Source organism: Micromonospora marina (genome assembly GCF_900091565.1).
GTDB lineage: Bacteria > Actinomycetota > Actinomycetes > Mycobacteriales > Micromonosporaceae > Micromonospora > Micromonospora marina.
Genome location: NZ_FMCV01000020.1, coordinates 63,547 through 79,088 on the forward strand (window position 1 = coordinate 63,547; position 15,542 = coordinate 79,088).

Annotated in this window: 16 protein-coding genes and 3 pseudogenes; 15 read left to right on the plus strand and 4 right to left on the minus strand. The window is 72.9% G+C overall.

The annotated features are described in order from the left end of the window. Positions 1 to 60: 60 nt before the first annotated feature. On the minus strand, positions 61 to 822 hold the full coding sequence (locus GA0070215_RS21060) for an SDR family NAD(P)-dependent oxidoreductase (protein WP_091048983.1): 762 nt from the start codon (positions 820 to 822) through the stop codon (positions 61 to 63). 93 nt (positions 823 to 915) lie between these two features. Here GA0070215_RS21060 and GA0070215_RS21065 point away from each other — a divergent pair, with 93 nt between their 5' ends. From GA0070215_RS21065 to GA0070215_RS21100, 10 genes and pseudogenes are all read left to right on the plus strand, one after another. Further along, entirely contained in the window at positions 916 to 1,260 is a 345-nt protein-coding gene (locus tag GA0070215_RS21065; protein WP_013475524.1) for a histidine triad nucleotide-binding protein, read from the plus strand. Continuing rightward, entirely contained in the window at positions 1,257 to 2,630 is a 1,374-nt protein-coding gene (locus GA0070215_RS21070; RefSeq protein ID WP_091048875.1) for a serine hydrolase domain-containing protein, read from the plus strand. The genes GA0070215_RS21065 and GA0070215_RS21070 overlap by 4 nt, the downstream gene beginning before the upstream one ends. A gap of 135 nt (positions 2,631 to 2,765) precedes the next feature. Further along, a pseudogene (locus tag GA0070215_RS29240) lies at positions 2,766 to 3,512 on the plus strand (PhoH family protein); the annotation flags it as partial. 273 nt (positions 3,513 to 3,785) lie between these two features. Further along, positions 3,786 to 4,268 (plus strand): annotated as a pseudogene (locus GA0070215_RS29245) (LAGLIDADG family homing endonuclease); the annotation flags it as partial. Between the two features lie 264 nt (positions 4,269 to 4,532). Continuing rightward, positions 4,533 to 4,895, plus strand: a pseudogene (locus GA0070215_RS29250) (PhoH family protein); the annotation flags it as partial. A 39-nt stretch (positions 4,896 to 4,934) separates the two neighbouring features. Then, positions 4,935 to 5,408, plus strand: a complete 474-nt coding sequence (gene ybeY / locus GA0070215_RS21080) for an rRNA maturation RNase YbeY (protein WP_018787334.1) — start codon at positions 4,935 to 4,937, stop codon at positions 5,406 to 5,408. Further along, a complete protein-coding gene (locus GA0070215_RS21085; RefSeq protein ID WP_208600393.1) occupies positions 5,384 to 6,793 on the plus strand; it encodes a hemolysin family protein in 1,410 nt (469 codons plus the stop codon). The genes ybeY and GA0070215_RS21085 overlap by 25 nt, the downstream gene beginning before the upstream one ends. Then, positions 6,786 to 7,172 (plus strand): hypothetical protein, encoded by a 387-nt coding sequence (locus GA0070215_RS21090; RefSeq protein WP_018787336.1) that lies wholly within the window; start codon positions 6,786 to 6,788, stop codon positions 7,170 to 7,172. Before GA0070215_RS21085 ends, GA0070215_RS21090 begins: the two co-directional genes overlap by 8 nt. After that, a complete protein-coding gene (gene era, locus GA0070215_RS21095; protein ID WP_091048884.1) occupies positions 7,169 to 8,065 on the plus strand; it encodes a GTPase Era in 897 nt (298 codons plus the stop codon). The genes GA0070215_RS21090 and era overlap by 4 nt, the downstream gene beginning before the upstream one ends. 152 nt (positions 8,066 to 8,217) lie before the next feature. Beyond that, positions 8,218 to 9,375 (plus strand): acyltransferase family protein, encoded by a 1,158-nt coding sequence (locus GA0070215_RS21100; protein ID WP_018787338.1) that lies wholly within the window; start codon positions 8,218 to 8,220, stop codon positions 9,373 to 9,375. Between the two features lie 22 nt (positions 9,376 to 9,397). Here GA0070215_RS21100 and GA0070215_RS21105 read toward each other — a convergent pair whose 3' ends face one another. After that, positions 9,398 to 10,213: a DUF4097 family beta strand repeat-containing protein gene (locus tag GA0070215_RS21105; protein ID WP_244167083.1), complete on the minus strand. Its 816-nt coding sequence runs from the start codon at positions 10,211 to 10,213 to the stop codon at positions 9,398 to 9,400. Between the two features lie 101 nt (positions 10,214 to 10,314). Here GA0070215_RS21105 and recO point away from each other — a divergent pair, with 101 nt between their 5' ends. The 4 genes from recO to GA0070215_RS21125 all read left to right on the plus strand — a co-directional run bounded on the left by recO (position 10,315) and on the right by GA0070215_RS21125 (position 12,622). Then, positions 10,315 to 11,187: a DNA repair protein RecO gene (gene recO, locus GA0070215_RS21110; RefSeq protein ID WP_091048887.1), complete on the plus strand. Its 873-nt coding sequence runs from the start codon at positions 10,315 to 10,317 to the stop codon at positions 11,185 to 11,187. A gap of 32 nt (positions 11,188 to 11,219) precedes the next feature. Further along, positions 11,220 to 11,996 carry an isoprenyl transferase gene (locus GA0070215_RS21115; RefSeq protein WP_018787341.1) on the plus strand — a complete coding sequence of 259 codons (777 nt, stop codon included), beginning with the start codon at positions 11,220 to 11,222 and terminating at the stop codon, positions 11,994 to 11,996. Between the two features lie 68 nt (positions 11,997 to 12,064). Beyond that, the gene (locus GA0070215_RS21120; protein WP_026268349.1) at positions 12,065 to 12,250 is read left to right on the plus strand and encodes a hypothetical protein; all 186 of its coding nucleotides are present in this window, start codon (positions 12,065 to 12,067) and stop codon (positions 12,248 to 12,250) included. 147 nt (positions 12,251 to 12,397) lie between these two features. Beyond that, a complete protein-coding gene (locus tag GA0070215_RS21125; protein WP_091048890.1) occupies positions 12,398 to 12,622 on the plus strand; it encodes a thioredoxin reductase in 225 nt (74 codons plus the stop codon). A 60-nt stretch (positions 12,623 to 12,682) separates the two neighbouring features. On the opposite strand, the gene gndA is transcribed toward GA0070215_RS21125, so the two are convergent. Both gndA and GA0070215_RS28500 read right to left on the minus strand, forming a co-directional pair. After that, a complete protein-coding gene (gndA, locus tag GA0070215_RS21130; RefSeq protein ID WP_091048991.1) occupies positions 12,683 to 14,125 on the minus strand; it encodes an NADP-dependent phosphogluconate dehydrogenase in 1,443 nt (480 codons plus the stop codon). Positions 14,126 to 14,349: 224 nt separating this feature from the next. Then, positions 14,350 to 14,787, minus strand: a complete 438-nt coding sequence (locus GA0070215_RS28500) for a hypothetical protein (protein WP_091048894.1) — start codon at positions 14,785 to 14,787, stop codon at positions 14,350 to 14,352. Positions 14,788 to 15,072: 285 nt separating this feature from the next. On the opposite strand from GA0070215_RS28500, the gene GA0070215_RS21140 reads away from it, so the two are divergent. Then, positions 15,073 to 15,342 (plus strand): hypothetical protein, encoded by a 270-nt coding sequence (locus GA0070215_RS21140; RefSeq protein WP_026268351.1) that lies wholly within the window; start codon positions 15,073 to 15,075, stop codon positions 15,340 to 15,342. Positions 15,343 to 15,542 lie beyond the last annotated feature (200 nt).

The following is a 15,542-nucleotide window of genomic DNA, read 5'->3' on the forward strand; positions in this document are numbered from 1 at the left end:
TGATGCTTGGCCGGGGCCGAGAATGCAAGATCGCCGGGAGTCAAGGGCGGGGAGCGGGGGTCAGGAGCGGAGGTAGGAAGCGCCGTTGAGGTCGATGATAGTTCCCGCCGCCCACTCGGCCTCGGGGCTCGCCAGCCAGTGCACCGCCGCGGCGATCTCCTCCGGCCGGGCCACCCGGTGGAACGGGGACTGGGCACGTACCGCCTCGCCCCGCTCGCTCTTCAGGTGCTCGTTCGTCATGTCGGTCTCGACGAAGCCGGGCGCCACGCACGCCACAGCGATGCCGTACGGCGCCAGGGCCACCGCCAGCGACTGGGCCATCGCGTTCATCCCGGCCTTGCTGGCCCCGTACGCCGGGTTGGCCGGCTCGCCCCGGAACGCCCCACGGGACGACACGTTCACGATCCGGCCCCCGCGTTCGCGCATGTGCTGCGCGGCGCACCAGGCGGCGTTCGCGGCGCCGACCAGGTTGGTGTCCAGGACCTCCCGCCACCGCGCCCGCCACTGCTCGTAACTGCTCTCGAAGACCGGGTGCGGGGGATCGGCCGGTCCGAACACACCGGCGTTGTTCACCAGGACGTCGAGCCCGCCGAGCCGCTGGGCCGCCTCGTCCACCATCGCGCGCACCGCGTCGGCGTCGGCCAGGTCGGCGCGTACCACCGCGTGCCCCTCGCCGGGCAGTTCGGCGCGCAGCCGCTCCGCCAGCCCGGCCGAGTCCCGGTGGTGGATCGCCACCCGGTCCCCACCGGCGGCGAACGCCCGCGCCACCGCCCGCCCGATGCCCCGCGAGCCCCCCGTCACCAGCACCGCCCGTCCCGACATGGCGGCCATCCTGCCGCATCGGGGCCCGGTGTTAAGAAGGGCCCCTTCACCTACCCGAGGCGTTAAGCGGGGGCCCTTCCTTACACTGCTGCGATGGACTGCCTCTTCTGCCGGATCGTCGCCGGGGAGATTCCGGCCACCATCGTCCGCGAGACCGCCACCACCCTGGCCTTCCGGGACATCGACCCGAAGGCGCCGACCCACGTGCTGGTGATCCCGAAGGAGCACTACGCGGACGTGGCCACGCTGGCCCAGGGCGCGCCCGAACTGGCCGGCGAGGTGCTCCAGACCGCCGCCGTGGTCGCGGAGGAGGAGGGCCTGACCGTGGACGGGTTCCGGCTGATGTTCAACACCGGCCCGTACGGCGGCCAGGAGGTCTTCCACGTGCACGCCCACCTGCTCGGCGGCGCGCCGCTCGGCCCGATGCTCTGCCGATGACCGACGTCTCCGACCGGCTCGGCCGGATGGTGCGCCAGGCACAGGCCACCGGGCGGATCCCGGCGGTGTCCGCCGCCCTGCACCGGGCCGATCGGCCGCTCTGGACCTGCACCGTGGGGGACACCGGCAACGACACCCCGCTGGGGCCGGAGACGGTGTTCCGGATCGGTTCGGTCACCAAGACGTTCACCGCGGCGCTCGTCATGCAGTGCCGCGACGACGGCCTGCTCGACCTGGACGACCCGATCGGGCGGCACCTCGACCTGCCCGCGCACGGCGACGCGACAGTACGCCGGCTGCTGTCGCACACCGCCGGCCTGCAACGCGAGCCGCACCGCGACGTGTGGGACAGCCTGCGCGCCCCGGCCGTCGGCGAGATGCTGGCCGACCTGGCCCGGGTCGAGCGGGTGCTGCCCACCGGCCGACGCTTCCACTACTCCAACCTCGGCCTGGCACTGCTCGGCGAGGCGGTCGCCCGGCTGCGCGGCGGCACCTGGGCCGAGGTGCTGGCCGACCGGGTCCTCACCCCGCTCGGGCTGACCGCCACCGGGCCGTACCCGACCGGGCGCGCGGCGACCGGGTTCCTGGTCGACGCGTACTCCGACGAGGCCCACCCGGAACCACCCGCCGACTTCGGCGCGGTGGCCCCCGCCGCGCAGCTCTGGAGCACCGCGACGGACATGGCCCGCTGGGCCGCGTTCCTGGCCGACCCGGCGGCGGTGGACCCGGACGGCGCGGTGCTCGCCGCGGCGACGGTCGAGGAGATGCGCTGGCCGCTCACGCCCACCGACGAGTCGGTCTGGTCGGCCGGCTTCGGGCTGGGGCTGATCCTGATCCCGCAGCCGGACCGGGTGACCCACGTGGGCCACGACGGCGCGATGCCCGGATTCCTCGCCGCCGTCTACGGACGGCGCGGCGGACAGGGCACCGCCGGGGCGATGGGCTGCTCGGTGCTCGGCTCGTCCGGCACCGGGGTGGAGGTGCTGGACCTGCCCCACCGGCTGCTCGCCGCCGCCGAGCACGACCCGGCGGAGATCGAGCCGTGGCGTCCCGGCCCGCCCGCTCCGGACCACCTGCGCGGCGTGCCGGGCCGATGGTGGGGCGAGGGCTTCGAGTACGTCTTCTCCTGGCACGACGGGACGCTGCGGGCACGCGGCGCGGACGACCCGGCCGGGAAGCCGCCCGCCGTCTTCGCGCCACTGCCGGACCGGCCGGACGTGTTCCGCACGGTCTCCGGCCGCGAGGTGGGTGAGCTGCTGCGGCTGACCCGCGACGAGCGCGGCGTGGTGGTCCGGATGCACTGGGCGACCTACCGCTTCACCCGCGCCCAGGAGACCTTCGACGGGTACGACTTCCGCGTCGGTGGTTGAGCGCCGGGGCACGGGAAATGGGCGCGGTGCGTACGGTGCCGACCCGATACGATGGAGGTAACCGAACGCCGTGCCGGCAGGGCCCGGCGCCCGAGAAGCGGAGAGCAGGTGGCGCAGGGCCCGAGGGCCCGACCTATGACCGGCACCCCACCTCCCGGCACGCCGCGTGTGCAGACCAGGATCACGGTTCCCGACCAGAAGATCATGGTGAACCTGCTCGGCGCGGGCGACGAAATCCTGCGCCTCGTCGAGCGCTCGATCGACAGCGACGTCCACGTCCGCGGCAACGAGATCACCATCACCGGCGCTCCCGCCGACAACGCCCTCGCCGAGCGCCTCTTCAGTGAGCTGCTCGAACTGATCGAGAAAGGCGAGACCCTGACCACAGACGCGGTACGGCGTACCGTCGGCATGCTCGAACAGGGCGGCGCCGAGCGGCCCGCCGAGGTCCTGACGCTCAACATCCTCTCCCGTCGCGGCCGCACCATCCGTCCCAAGACGCTGGGGCAGAAGAAGTACGTCGACGCGATCGACGCCCACACCATCGTCTTCGGCATCGGCCCGGCGGGTACCGGCAAGACGTACCTGGCCATGGCGAAGGCCGTGCAGGCGCTGCAGGCCAAGCAGGTCAACCGGATCATCCTGACCCGGCCGGCGGTCGAGGCGGGGGAGCGGCTGGGCTTCCTGCCCGGCACCCTGAACGAGAAGATCGACCCCTACCTGCGCCCGCTCTACGACGCGCTGCACGACATGCTCGACCCGGAGACCATCCCCAAGCTGATGGCCGCCGGCACGATCGAGGTCGCGCCGCTGGCCTACATGCGCGGGCGGGCCCAGCCGTACGACGCCCGGGTGTTGACGCCGGAGGGCTTCCGGTCGTTCGGCTCGCTCCAGGTCGGCGACCTGGTCATCGGCTCGAACGGGACGCCCACACCGGTGATCGGCATCTACCCGCAGGGGCCGAAGCAGACCTACCGGGTCACCACGCAGGACGGCGCGTCCACGCTCTGCTGTGGTGAGCACCTGTGGACCGTCGCCACGCCGGACGACAAGCGGCGTGGGCGCCGGCGCACGATCGAGACGCAGGAGATGATCGGCAAGGAGTGGCGGGGCCACACCCGTCGCTACGAACTCCCGCTCGTCGCGCCGGTGCAGATGGAGCCGCGCGCGGTTCCGCTCGACCCGTACGCGCTCGGGCTGCTGCTCGGCGACGGCGCGATCTCGTCCCGCGCCACGCCGGCCTTCTGCACCGCCGACCCGGAGCTGGCGACCGCGCTGGAGGAGGCGCTCGTCGACATCCGACTGGTCGGCAAGGGTGACGACGACTACGTCCTCCGGCACGTCAACGGGCACCGCGGCGGCGTGATCGTGGCGAACCCGGTGACTGTGGCCGTCCGCGAACTGGGGCTGGCCGGGGCCACCTCGGGCACGAAGTTCGTCCCCGAGGTCTACAAGAACAACAGCGTCGGCGTCCGGCTGGCGGTCCTGCAAGGGCTGCTGGACACCGACGGCGGGCCGGTCACCCAGGCCGGGCGCACGTGCCGTGTGCAGTATTCGACCACTTCCCCCCGGTTGTGCGACGACGTGGTCCACCTGGTCGAGTCGCTCGGAGGGGTGGCCACGGCGCGGGTTCGTCCGGCCGAGGGACGCAAGCCCGGTCTGGCGAAGGGGCGGCCGGTTCCGTACCGGTCCGACGCCTACATCGTGGAGATCCGGCTACCCGCCGGTGTCGCGCCGTTCCGCCTGTCGCGTAAGCGCCGGCTCTACGACGAGCACGGCGGTGGCCGGCCGATGCGATTCATCGACTCGATCATCCCGGCCGGGGTGCGGGAGACGATGTGCATCCAGGTCGCGGCGGAGGACTCGCTCTACGTCACCGACGACTTCCTGGTGACTCACAACACGCTCAACGATGCGTTCATCATCCTGGACGAGGCGCAGAACACCACGCCCGAGCAGATGAAGATGTTCCTCACCCGGCTCGGCTTCGGGTCCAAGATCGTCGTCACCGGTGACGTCACCCAGGTGGACCTTCCCGGTGGGACGACGAGTGGCCTGCGGGTGGTCCGGGAGATCCTGAACAACGTCGAGGACGTGCACTTCGCCCAGCTGTCCAGCTCCGACGTGGTGCGCCACAAGCTGGTGGGCGAGATCGTCGACGCGTACGCCCGCTGGGACGCCGAGCGGGAGAACCAGCAGGCGCAGAGCGTGCACGCCGTACCGGGGCGGACCGCCCAGGGCGGCCGGGCCGGCCGGCGCCGCTGACCCACCGGCGGAAGCCGTCACATCATCAGAGGAAGACAGTTGTCCATCGAGATCGCCAACGAGTCCGGTGTCGACGTCGACACCGACGCCGTGCTCGCCGTCGCGCGGCACGCCCTCGACGAGATGGGGGTCAACCCCCTCGCCGAGCTGTCCGTGCTGCTCGTCGACATCGAGTACATGTCGGAGCTGAACCACCGCTGGATGGGTGGCGACGGCCCGACCGACGTGCTCGCCTTCCCCATGGACGAGGGCAGCGTCGACCACGGCCCGGGGGAGAGTGCCCCGGCCGGCGGTGAACCGGCCCTGCTGGGCGACATCGTGCTCTGCCCGGAGGTGGCGGCCAAGCAGGCCGCCGCCGCCGGGCACGCGGCCGCCGACGAGCTGCACCTGCTCACCGTGCACGGCGTGCTGCACCTGCTCGGCTACGACCACGCTGAGCCCGAGGAGGAGCGGGAGATGTTCGGTCTCCAGGCCCGGCTGCTGGCCAGCTGGCGGTCGACCCGGTCGCGGTGATGGACGCCTTGGCGGCGGTCCGTGCCCCCGCCGGTCTGCCTGATCTCCAACTCCTGGTCTTCGCCGCCGGGCTGGTGGTGCTCGCCGGCCTGATCGCGATGACCGAGGCGGCGCTGGCCGCGGTCTCCCCGGCTCGCGCCGCCGAGCTGACCCGGGACGGCGCGCGCGGCGGGCGTGCCCTCCAGGCGGTCGCCGGTGACGTGGTCCGCCATCTGAACCTGCTGCTCCTGCTGCGTCTGCTGGCCGAGCTGACCGCCACCACGCTCGTCGCGCTGGTGGCTGTGGACACGTTCGGCGCGGGCTGGCGGGCGGCACTGGTGACCGCCGGCGCGATGACGGTGGTGAGCTTCGTCGTCGTCGGCGTCGGTCCGCGGACGATCGGCCGCCAGCACGCGTACGCGGTCGGCCGCGCGGTCGCGCCGCTGGTGCGTTGGCTGGGCCGCGCGCTCAACCCGCTGGCGTCGCTGCTGATCCTGATCGGCAACGCGGTCACTCCGGGCAAGGGCTTCCGCGAGGGGCCGTTCGCGACCCAGGTGGAGCTGCGGGAGCTGGTCGATCTGGCCGAGCAGCGCGGTGTGGTGGAGCACGGCGAGCGCCAGATGATCCACTCGGTCTTCGCACTCGGCGACACCATCGCCCGCGAGGTGATGGTGCCGCGTACCGAGATGGTGTGGATCGAGGAACGCAAGACGCTCGCGCAGGCGCTGGCGTTGTTCCTGCGCTCCGGGTTCTCCCGGATCCCGGTGATCGGCGAGAACGTCGACGACGTGCTCGGTGTGCTCTACCTCAAGGATCTGATCCGGCGGGTGCAGGGCGACCAGGCCGCCCGGCAGATGCCGGTGGCCGAGCTGATGCGCCCGGCCACGTTCGTGCCGGAGTCCAAGCCGGTGGACGACCTCCTCTCGGAGATGCAGGCGGCCCGTAACCACCTGGTCATCGTGGTCGACGAGTACGGCGGCACCGGCGGGCTGGTCACCATCGAGGACATCCTGGAGGAGATCGTCGGGGAGATCACCGACGAGTACGATGTCGAGCGTCCGCCGGTCGAGCACCTGCCGGACGGGGCCGTGCGGGTGACCGCGCGGCTGCCGGTGGAAAATCTGGGCGAGCTGTTCGACACCGAGCTGCCCACCGACGAGGTGGAGACGGTCGGTGGTCTGCTCGCCCAGGCGCTCGGCCGGGTGCCCATCCCGGGCGCCGAGGCCGAGGTGGCCGGCCTGCGGCTGGTGGCCGAGGGCACGACCGGCCGGCGCAACCGGATCGACACGGTTCTGGTGAGCCGGGTCGGCCGGGGCGACGCGCCGGAGGGCACCAACCGAAGCGATCCGCCCGATTCCCGTGGCGACAACAACCGTTCCGAGGAGAGGCAACCCGCCGATGCCTGAGTCACCCGCCGTACCGGCCGCCCTGCCCACCCCCGCCGACCCGGCCGAGCTGAGCGCCGAGGACGCCAAGCTGGTCGTCCTGGCCCGGGGCGCGCGGAGCCGGGTGGCGGCCGTGGAGGGCGCCGCGGTCCGCGACCAGGACGGCCGGACGTACGCGGCGGCGAGCGTGGCGATGCCGTCGCTGACGTTGACCGCGCTCCAGCTCGCTGTCGCCTCGGCGGTGGCGGCGGGCGCGAGCCGGCTGGAGGCCGCCGTGGTGGTGACCGAGGCGTCGACGCTGGACGGGGCCGGGCACGCCGCGGTGCGTGACCTGTCCGCCGACGCGCCGGTCCACGTGGCCGCGCCGGACGGCACCGTCCTCGGCACGGTGGTCGAGTGACCACGCCCGAGCCGCACCCGTATCGGGCCGGTTTCGCCTGTTTCGTCGGGCGGCCGAACGCCGGTAAGTCGACGCTGACGAACGCGATCGTCGGCACCAAGATCGCGATCACCTCGAACAAGCCGCAGACCACCCGGCACATCATCCGGGCGGTGCTGCACCGGCCGGACTCACAGCTCGTGCTCGTCGACACCCCGGGTCTGCACCGGCCCCGCACGCTGCTCGGCGAGCGCCTCAACGACCTGGTCCGGGAGACCTGGAGCGAGGTCGACGTGATCGGCCTGTGCGTCCCGGCGAACGAGCCGATCGGCCGGGGGGACCGCTTCATCACCGGCGAGCTGGCCAGCCTCAAGGCCACGGTGCTGGCGGTGGTCACCAAGACCGACCTGGTCGACCGGAAGCGGCTGGCCGAGCAGCTGCTCGCGGTGAGCGAGCTGGGCGAGTTCGCCGACGTGGTGCCGGTCAGCGCGGTCTCCGGCCACCAGGTGGACACGCTCGTGGACGTGATGACCGGCTACCTGCCCGAGTCGCCGCAGCTCTACCCGGACGACATGCTCACCGACGACCCGGAGCAGGTGCTCGTGGCGGAGCTGGTCCGTGAGGCGGCGCTGGAGGGCGTACGCGACGAGCTGCCGCACTCCATCGCCGTGGTGGTCGAGGAGATGATCCCGGAGGGCAACCTCACCAAGATCTACGCCGACGTGTACGTGGAGCGCCCGAGCCAGAAGGCCATCGTCATCGGCCATCGGGGCAGTCGCCTCAAGCACGTGGGCACCACCGCCCGGCGGCAGATCGAGGAGCTGCTCGGCACCCGGGTCTACCTCGACCTGCACGTACGCGTGGCGAAGGACTGGCAGCGCGACCCGAAGCAGTTGCGCAAGCTGGGCTTCTGACCGGGCGGCCGGGCGGGCTCCCGGCGACGGCTGATCAGGATCAGCCAGGCCTATGGAACATCTCACTTTCCACAGGCATTCTCGGCTGTTTCACAGCGACCGGGAGCAGGGTAGGGATCGTTGTCTCTGTCCCCGGACCCCGCCGCGAGCTGATGCGAAACCGCTATCTGGACCTGCTCCGCTTCTTGGCCATCCTGCGCGTGGTCATCTACCACGTCACCGGCTACGCCACGCTCACGCTGGTGTTCCCGGCGATGTCGGTGATGTTCGCCCTGGCCGGGTCGCTGATGGCGGCGTCGCTGGACCGCAGTGGCGTACGCGCGGTCGGGCGCCGGCTGCGCCGCCTCCTGCCGTCGCTGTGGGTGGTCGCCGCGGTCTTCGTGCCGGCCATGCTGCTCACCGGGCTGGCGTTCGGCCCGAAGGTGCTGCTCTGGCTCTTTCCGATCAGCGACCCGCCGGCCAACTACTGGGGTGGGTTGGCGCTCAGCCCGATCTGGTACCTGCGGGACTACCTGTGGTTCGTGCTGGCCTCGCCGCTCGTGCTCCGGCTGTTCCGCCGGGCGCCGCTGCCCACGCTCGTCGCCCCGTACCTGCTGCTGGTCGCGATCGAGGCCGGTGTCCTGGCGAACCCGCCGAGGGTGCTGCGCGAGTTCGGGCTCTACTTCGGCGCCTGGCTGCTGGGCTTCGCCCACCACGACGGGATGCTGCGCCGGATGCGCAACCGGGTGCTGCTGCCGGTGGCCGCTGTGGTCGGCGCCGCCGGGCTGGCCTGGATCGTCACCCACCCGGGCCCGCGCGGGTACGACATCAACGACATCCCGCTCGGCAACGCGCTCTGGTCCGCCGCGTTCATCCTGGTGGCGATCGGCCGCGCGCCGGCCGGGGTGACCTGGGTCGACCGCGTGCCGGTGCTCGGCCGGGCGGTCACCGTGGTGAACCGGCGCGCGCTGACCGTCTACCTCTGGCACATGCCGTTCGTGGTGCTCCTCACCCCGCTCGTCGGCCTGGTCGGCTGGTCCCCGCGCGATCCGGTCGGCCTGTGGCTGCGGGTGGGGCTGGTCTTCGCCCTCGTCGGCGTGGTGACGCTCATGGTCGGCTGGGTCGAGGACGTGGCGGCCCGGCGTAGCCCCGAACTGCTTCCGGGCAAACCGCGGCGGACCGTGGCCGGCCGGGCGGCGGCCCCGGCGAGTCCGGCCCCCGCGGGGGCGGGGGACGCGCTGGTGAGCGTCGGTGCCGGGGTGCCGGCGCCGCGCCGCCCGGCCGAGGACCCGGCCGGGGCGACGGCGTCCCGGCCGCCCGGCGGCGACTGAGCGACCACCGGGGGCGGCCCGCTCAGCGGGTGCTGACCGTGACGTTGCCGCTGGTGGCTGATGCTTCGAGCTGCACCGAGGCGGCCGGGTCGTCGGTGACGCGCACGTCGGTGTCGCCGGAGGTCGCGGTGGCGCGCACCCGGTAGCGGCCCGCCGGTACGGCCAGGTCGACGTCTCCGCTGGTGGCGTGCACCCGGGCCGGAGCCGGCTCGTCCAGCTCGACGACGATATCGCCGGAGGTGGTCTCGACGTCGATCGCGGACTCGAGCCGGCGAGCCTCGATGTCGCCGGAGCGGGCCCGTAGCCGCACCGGGCCGGCCGCCTCGACCACCCGGATGTTGCCCGACGTGGTGGACGCCCGGACCTCGCCGGTGACGCCCCGGATGGTCAGGTCGCCGGAGCTGAGCGTGAACTCCACCGCGCCCACGTCGCTGAGGTCGACGTTGCCCGAGCCGGTCCCGCCGCGGACCACCACGCCGGGTGGCGCGGTCACCTCCCAGGAGATGCTGCACCGTTGCCCGCAGTCGGTGGGCAGGACGAGTTCGTCGCCGGTGATCTCGTACCGGCTGTTCGGCTCATCGCCCTGGTAGCGGACCACGCGCTTGACGCGTACCTGGTCGGCGGGGCCGTTGGCCCGGACCACGACGTCGCCGGCGCCGTCGTCGTCCACGGTGATCTTCGTGATCTTCGTCCGCTCGGTCTGGTCGAAGTCGAGGCGGCGGAACGAGAGGGTGTCACACCCGGCGAGGACGATGAGGGCGGTGGCCGTGGCGGCGGCCAGCACGCCACGTGCCCGGAAGACATTGCGCGGCCGGGGAGCGGTGCGGAGCGAAGCCATGCCAGCACACTAGGTCCGGCCCGGCGCCCGGCACATCGGGGATCGCCCGACCGTGCACCCCGAGCCGACCCTGAGATCGCACCCGGAGGGAGAATGGCCTGATGGCCGGGTACCGCCGTCAGCTCTACCGCGACGACGCGGTGGTGCTGCGTGTGCAGAAGCTGGGCGAGTCGGACCGCATCATCACGCTGTTCACCCGCCGGCACGGCCGGTTGCGCGCGGTGGCCCGGGGCGTCCGGCGCACCACGAGCCGGTTCGGCGCGCGGCTGGAACCGTTCGGGCACGTCGACCTCCAGCTCGCCGGTGACCCCAAGGGCAACCAGGGCAGCTCGCTGCACACCGTCAGCCAGGTCGAGGCGATCGAGCTGTACGGCAAGCGGTTCCTCGGCGACTACCCCCGCTACACGGCGGCCAGCGCGATAGCCGAGACCGCCGAGCGGCTCACCCCGGTCGAGCGGGAACCGTCGCTGCGGCTGTTCCAGCTCACCCTCGGCGCGATGAAGTCGCTGGCCCGGGGCGAGCACGCCACCACGCTCGTGCTCGACGCGTACCTGCTGCGCGGCATGGCGTTCGCCGGCTGGGCGCCCGCGTTCGCCGCCTGCGCGGTCTGCGGCGAGCCGGGCCGGCACCGCGCGTTCTCCGTACCGGCCGGCGGCGCGGTCTGCCCGGACTGCCGACCCCCCGGCGCCGCCCACCCCGCGCCCGCCACGCTGGAGCTGATGTCCGCGCTGACCTCCGGCGACTGGGGGTACGCCGACGCCGCCGAGACCGGCGTGCGCCGCGAGTGCAGCGGGCTGGTCGCGGCGCACCTCCAATGGCATCTGGAGCGCGCGCTACGCTCGCTGCCGCTGGTCGACCGGGGTGCCCCGGCGTCCGGCGCGGTCCCGCCGCCCGGCGGTGCGGGGCCGGATGTGGTCCCGCCGCGCTCCGGCGCCGGGCCCGTCGCCGGTGTGAACAGGGAGATGACCGAGTGATCCGATCGACGAGGGCGACCCGCCGCGAGCCGGTGCCGCCGACCCCGCACCCCTCCGGAGCCCGTCCGCCGGCGCTGCCGCCCGCCGCTGTGCCCCGGCACGTCGCCATCGTGATGGACGGCAACGGCCGCTGGGCCAAGGAGCGCGGCCTGCCCCGCACCAAGGGGCACGAGCAGGGCGAGCACAGCCTGTTCGACGCCGTCGAGGGCGCGATCGAGATGGGGATCCCCTACCTGTCGGCGTACGCGTTCTCCACCGAGAACTGGCGGCGCTCACCGGACGAGGTCCGCTTCCTGATGGGCTTCAACCGCGACGTCATCCGCCGCCGCCGCGACCAGCTCGTCGACCTGGGCGTCCGGGTGGTCTGGTCGGGCCGCGCCGGCCGGCTGTGGAAGAGCGTCATCTCCGAGTTGCAGACCGCCGAGGAGATGTCGCGCGGCAACTCGACGCTGACGCTGCAGTTCTGCGTCAACTACGGCGGTCAGGCCGAGATCGCCGACGCCGCCGCCGGGATCGCCCGGGACGTCGCGGCCGGCAAGCTCGACCCGGCCAAGGTGAACGAGAAGACGATCGCGCGTTACCTCTACCATCCCGAGGTGCCCGAGGTCGACCTGTTCCTGCGTCCCTCCGGCGAACAGCGCATCTCGAACTTCCTGCTCTGGCAGACCGCGTACGCCGAGCTGGTCTACCTGGACACGCTCTGGCCGGACTTCGACCGCCGCCACCTGTGGTACGCCTGCGAGCTGTACGCCCAGCGCGACCGCCGCTTCGGCGGTGCCCTGCCCAACCCGGTCGCCCCGGGCGCCTGAGGTCACGCTTAGCGACGCGCCGCGCTGGGTACCGATACGGGTAGACAGCAAACGCGGAGGTGAACCACATGATTCAGAAGCGGATCGCGCAGTGGGCGGTCATGGCGGTCGCCGTGCCGCTGGCGGCGGCCGGCGCGCGCCGGCTCAGCCACACCCTGGAGGCCCGTCGCGGCCCGTCCGGGGTGAGCCGTCTGCTGACCAAGGGCGCCGACCTGATCCGGCCGCAGAAGGCCAAGCGTCGCCGGTTCTTCTGACCGCGACGTCCGGCCGAGGTGGCCGCGGCCACCGTCCGGCCCGAGCATGACGCCCCGCATCCGGCTTTCCCGCCGGGCGCGGAGCGTCGCGCTCTACGATCGGCGCAGGGCGCGCCGCCGGGTGCGCGCCCGCCACGGGGGTGGAGGATGCGCGATCTCCGGTACGAGATGACTGCTGCCCTGGCCGTCGCCGACCTGGTGGAGCCGGCCCGCCGGGACGCGGTCGCCGCACTGTGCGCCGACGTCGCGCAGCGGTGGTGCGCCGACCTCGGGCACACCCCGGCGGTCCGCTCCGGTGAGATCGGCGAACTGGCGGCCGGGGAGCCGGCCGCCGGCTGGACGCCCGAGCCGGACGGTCAGCGGGCCTGGTGAGCCGTCCGGCTGGGCTGGGGCGGCCCGGGCCGGTGTCGATGCGGCCCACGTCGGTGCGGCTCACGCCTCCACTTCGGAGCGGTCGCCCGCCCAGAGGGTGTGGAACGAGCCGTCCCGGTCCACCCGGTGGTAGGTGTGCGCGCCGAAGTTGTCCCGCAGCCCCTGGATCAGCGCGGCCGGCAGCCGCTGCGCCCGCAGCGCGTCGAAGTAGGCCAGCGACGACCCGAAGGCCGGGGCCGGCACGCCCGCCCGGGCCGCGTCGGCCACCACCCGTCGCCAGGCCGGTACGCCGTCGCTGACCCGCTCGGCGAACCAGGGCGCGACGAGCAGCGTCGACAGGTCCGGCTCCGCGTCGTACGCCTCCCGGATCCGGTCCAGGAAACCGGCCCGGATGATGCAGCCACCCCGCCAGATGGTGGCCGTGCCGCCCAGGTCGATGTCCCAGTCGTACTCGCGGCTGCCGGCCCGGATGTGGTCGAACCCCTGCGCGTACGCGACGATCTTGCTGGCCAGCAGCGCGCGGCGCACGTCCTCGACGAACGCCTCCCGGTCGTCCACCTGCCACTCGTCGCCCGCGTCGGCGAACACGCGGCGGGCGGCCTCCCGCTGGTCGGCGTGCCCGGACAGCGACCGGGCGAACGTGGCCTCGGCGATGCCGGTGATCGGGATGCCGAGATCGAGCGCGCTCTGCACGGTCCAGCGGCCGGTGCCCTTCTGCTCCGCCTGGTCGAGCACCACGTCCACGAACGCCTGCCCGGTGGCCGCGTCGGTGTGGCCGAGCACGTCGGCGGTGATCTCGATGAGGAACGACCCCAGTTCGCCGCCGTTCCACTCCCGGAAGATCTCCGCGATCTCCGCCGGGCTCGCCGACAGCCCGGCCCGCAACAGGTCGTACGCCTCGGCGATGAGCTGCATGTCGGCGTACTCGATGCCGTTGTGCACCATCTTCACGAAGTGACCAGCGCCGTCCGGCCCGATGTGCCGGCAGCAGGGCTCACCCTCCACCTGCGCGGCGATCCGCTCGAAGATCGGCCCCAGCTTGCGGTACGACTCGGCCGACCCGCCGGGCATGATGCTCGGGCCGAGAAGCGCGCCCTCCTCGCCGCCGGACACGCCCGTGCCGACGAAGTGCAGCCCGTGCCCCCGCAGCGCCTCCTCCCGGCGGCGGGTGTCGGCGAAGTGCGCGTTGCCGCAGTCGACGACGATGTCCCCCTCCTCCAGCAGCGGGACCAGCTCGTCGATCACGGCGTCGGTGGGCGCGCCGGCCTTCACCATCACGATCACCGCGCGGGGCCGCTCCAGCGAGCCGACGAAGTCCGCGAGCGACTCCGACGGCACGAACGTGCCCTCGTCGCCGTGCTCGGCGACGAGGCTGCGGGTACGTTCCGGCGACCGGTTGTGCACCGCCACGGCGAAACCGTTGCGGGCCAGGTTCCGGGCCAGGTTGCGGCCCATCACCGCCAGACCGGTGACTCCGATCTGCGCCGTCGCCTGCTCTGCCATGCGTACCGCCACCTCTCGTTCGTGCTGCTGTGCCTGCGACCGTATCGCGATCGGCGACGCGGTGGACCGGGTCGTCGACGGGCGGTGAGTTCCCGGTGGCTGCGGGTGCGCGTCCGGTACCTCGGCTCCGGCGGTTCCGTCGCTGCGGTCCGGCAACCGATCAAGGGTGCTGCCGCCGGCCGCCCTGATCGGTTCCGCGGCCCGCCTGACGAACGCCGGCGTGGTCACTCGAAGGTGGCGGCAACACCGGTCCGGCCGGATATCTCCCCGACGATGCGTGGATCCACGGAAGCGGGGTCGCAGACGACGAGATCCTCCGGAGCGTGCACACCCGCGCTGCTCTCGGGATGCCACACGACCACGCCGCCGACCGGCAGGAAGCCGATCACCTGACCGTAGGGGTGCCGAGGCCTTTCCCCAGTGTCGGCTGAGGCGGGCATCCGTACGATCATTCCCAGTCGTAGCCATGGCGGCCGGTCCACCAGAAGCGAGACGTCAGCCGGACCGGATCCGATGCGGGCAGCGGCGTCCTGGGCCATCCGGCCGAGTTCCGTCGAGCGCCGGGTGGTGCCCGCGTCGACCGGGCCGTCCGGCCCCGCGAGCACGAGGCGCATGGAACGGTCCGGCTCGAAATGAACGTGCCCGGTGATGGTGCGTGCCACAGCTCGCCCTCCTCATGCGACGACGCCGGTGGGTGGGGCAGTGCGTCTTCTCGCGTTAATTCGGATGCGGGGCGCTCAGGCCGCGGGATAGCGTGACGGCATGCGTAAGTGACGCCACATCTCCGAGCCCGGTCCACTGCCGCCAGTGCGGTGGATCCGTCCTGCTCCGGGCGTCCGCATCCCTTTCCGCCACCGTCGGTAGCGGTGTCTGTCGCGATCGGATCGCACCGGAGCCCTCGCTCGGCGCGTCCCGATCGGCGCGCCCGTATGACAGGAGGCCCGCGCATGCCAGCGAAGCGTAACCCAAAGAAATCCCGCAAGCAGTCCGCGCCGCAGGTGACCGCGCCGAACCTCGACGTGCTCACAGCGACGCCGCCCGCGGTGGTGCTTCCCACCGAGCCCGGGTCGCCGGTCGGTTCCCCGGAGATCGCGGTCCCGCCCGGCGCGTCCACGACGCCGCCCCGCTCCGGTCCACCGGCCGGACGGCAGCCGCGGCTGACCGGGCGTAGTCAGCGGGCCGGCCAGACCCGGTTCTACGCCTTCCGCCGCAGCTGACCGACAGTCCGATCCCTGCGGTTGCTCGCCGGGCGGGCCCGACCCCGGAGCCTGCCCCGGCGGGCGCCACCCGCTCCTTCCCACCGCGGGCCAGCCCTGCGCCTTCCGCGGTCCCCGGCGACCCTATGGGGGCCACTCCGTACCAAGGTCTCGCCCGGTCGTGGTTGACCATGAGGTTGGCGGCGACAAATCGGGCACTC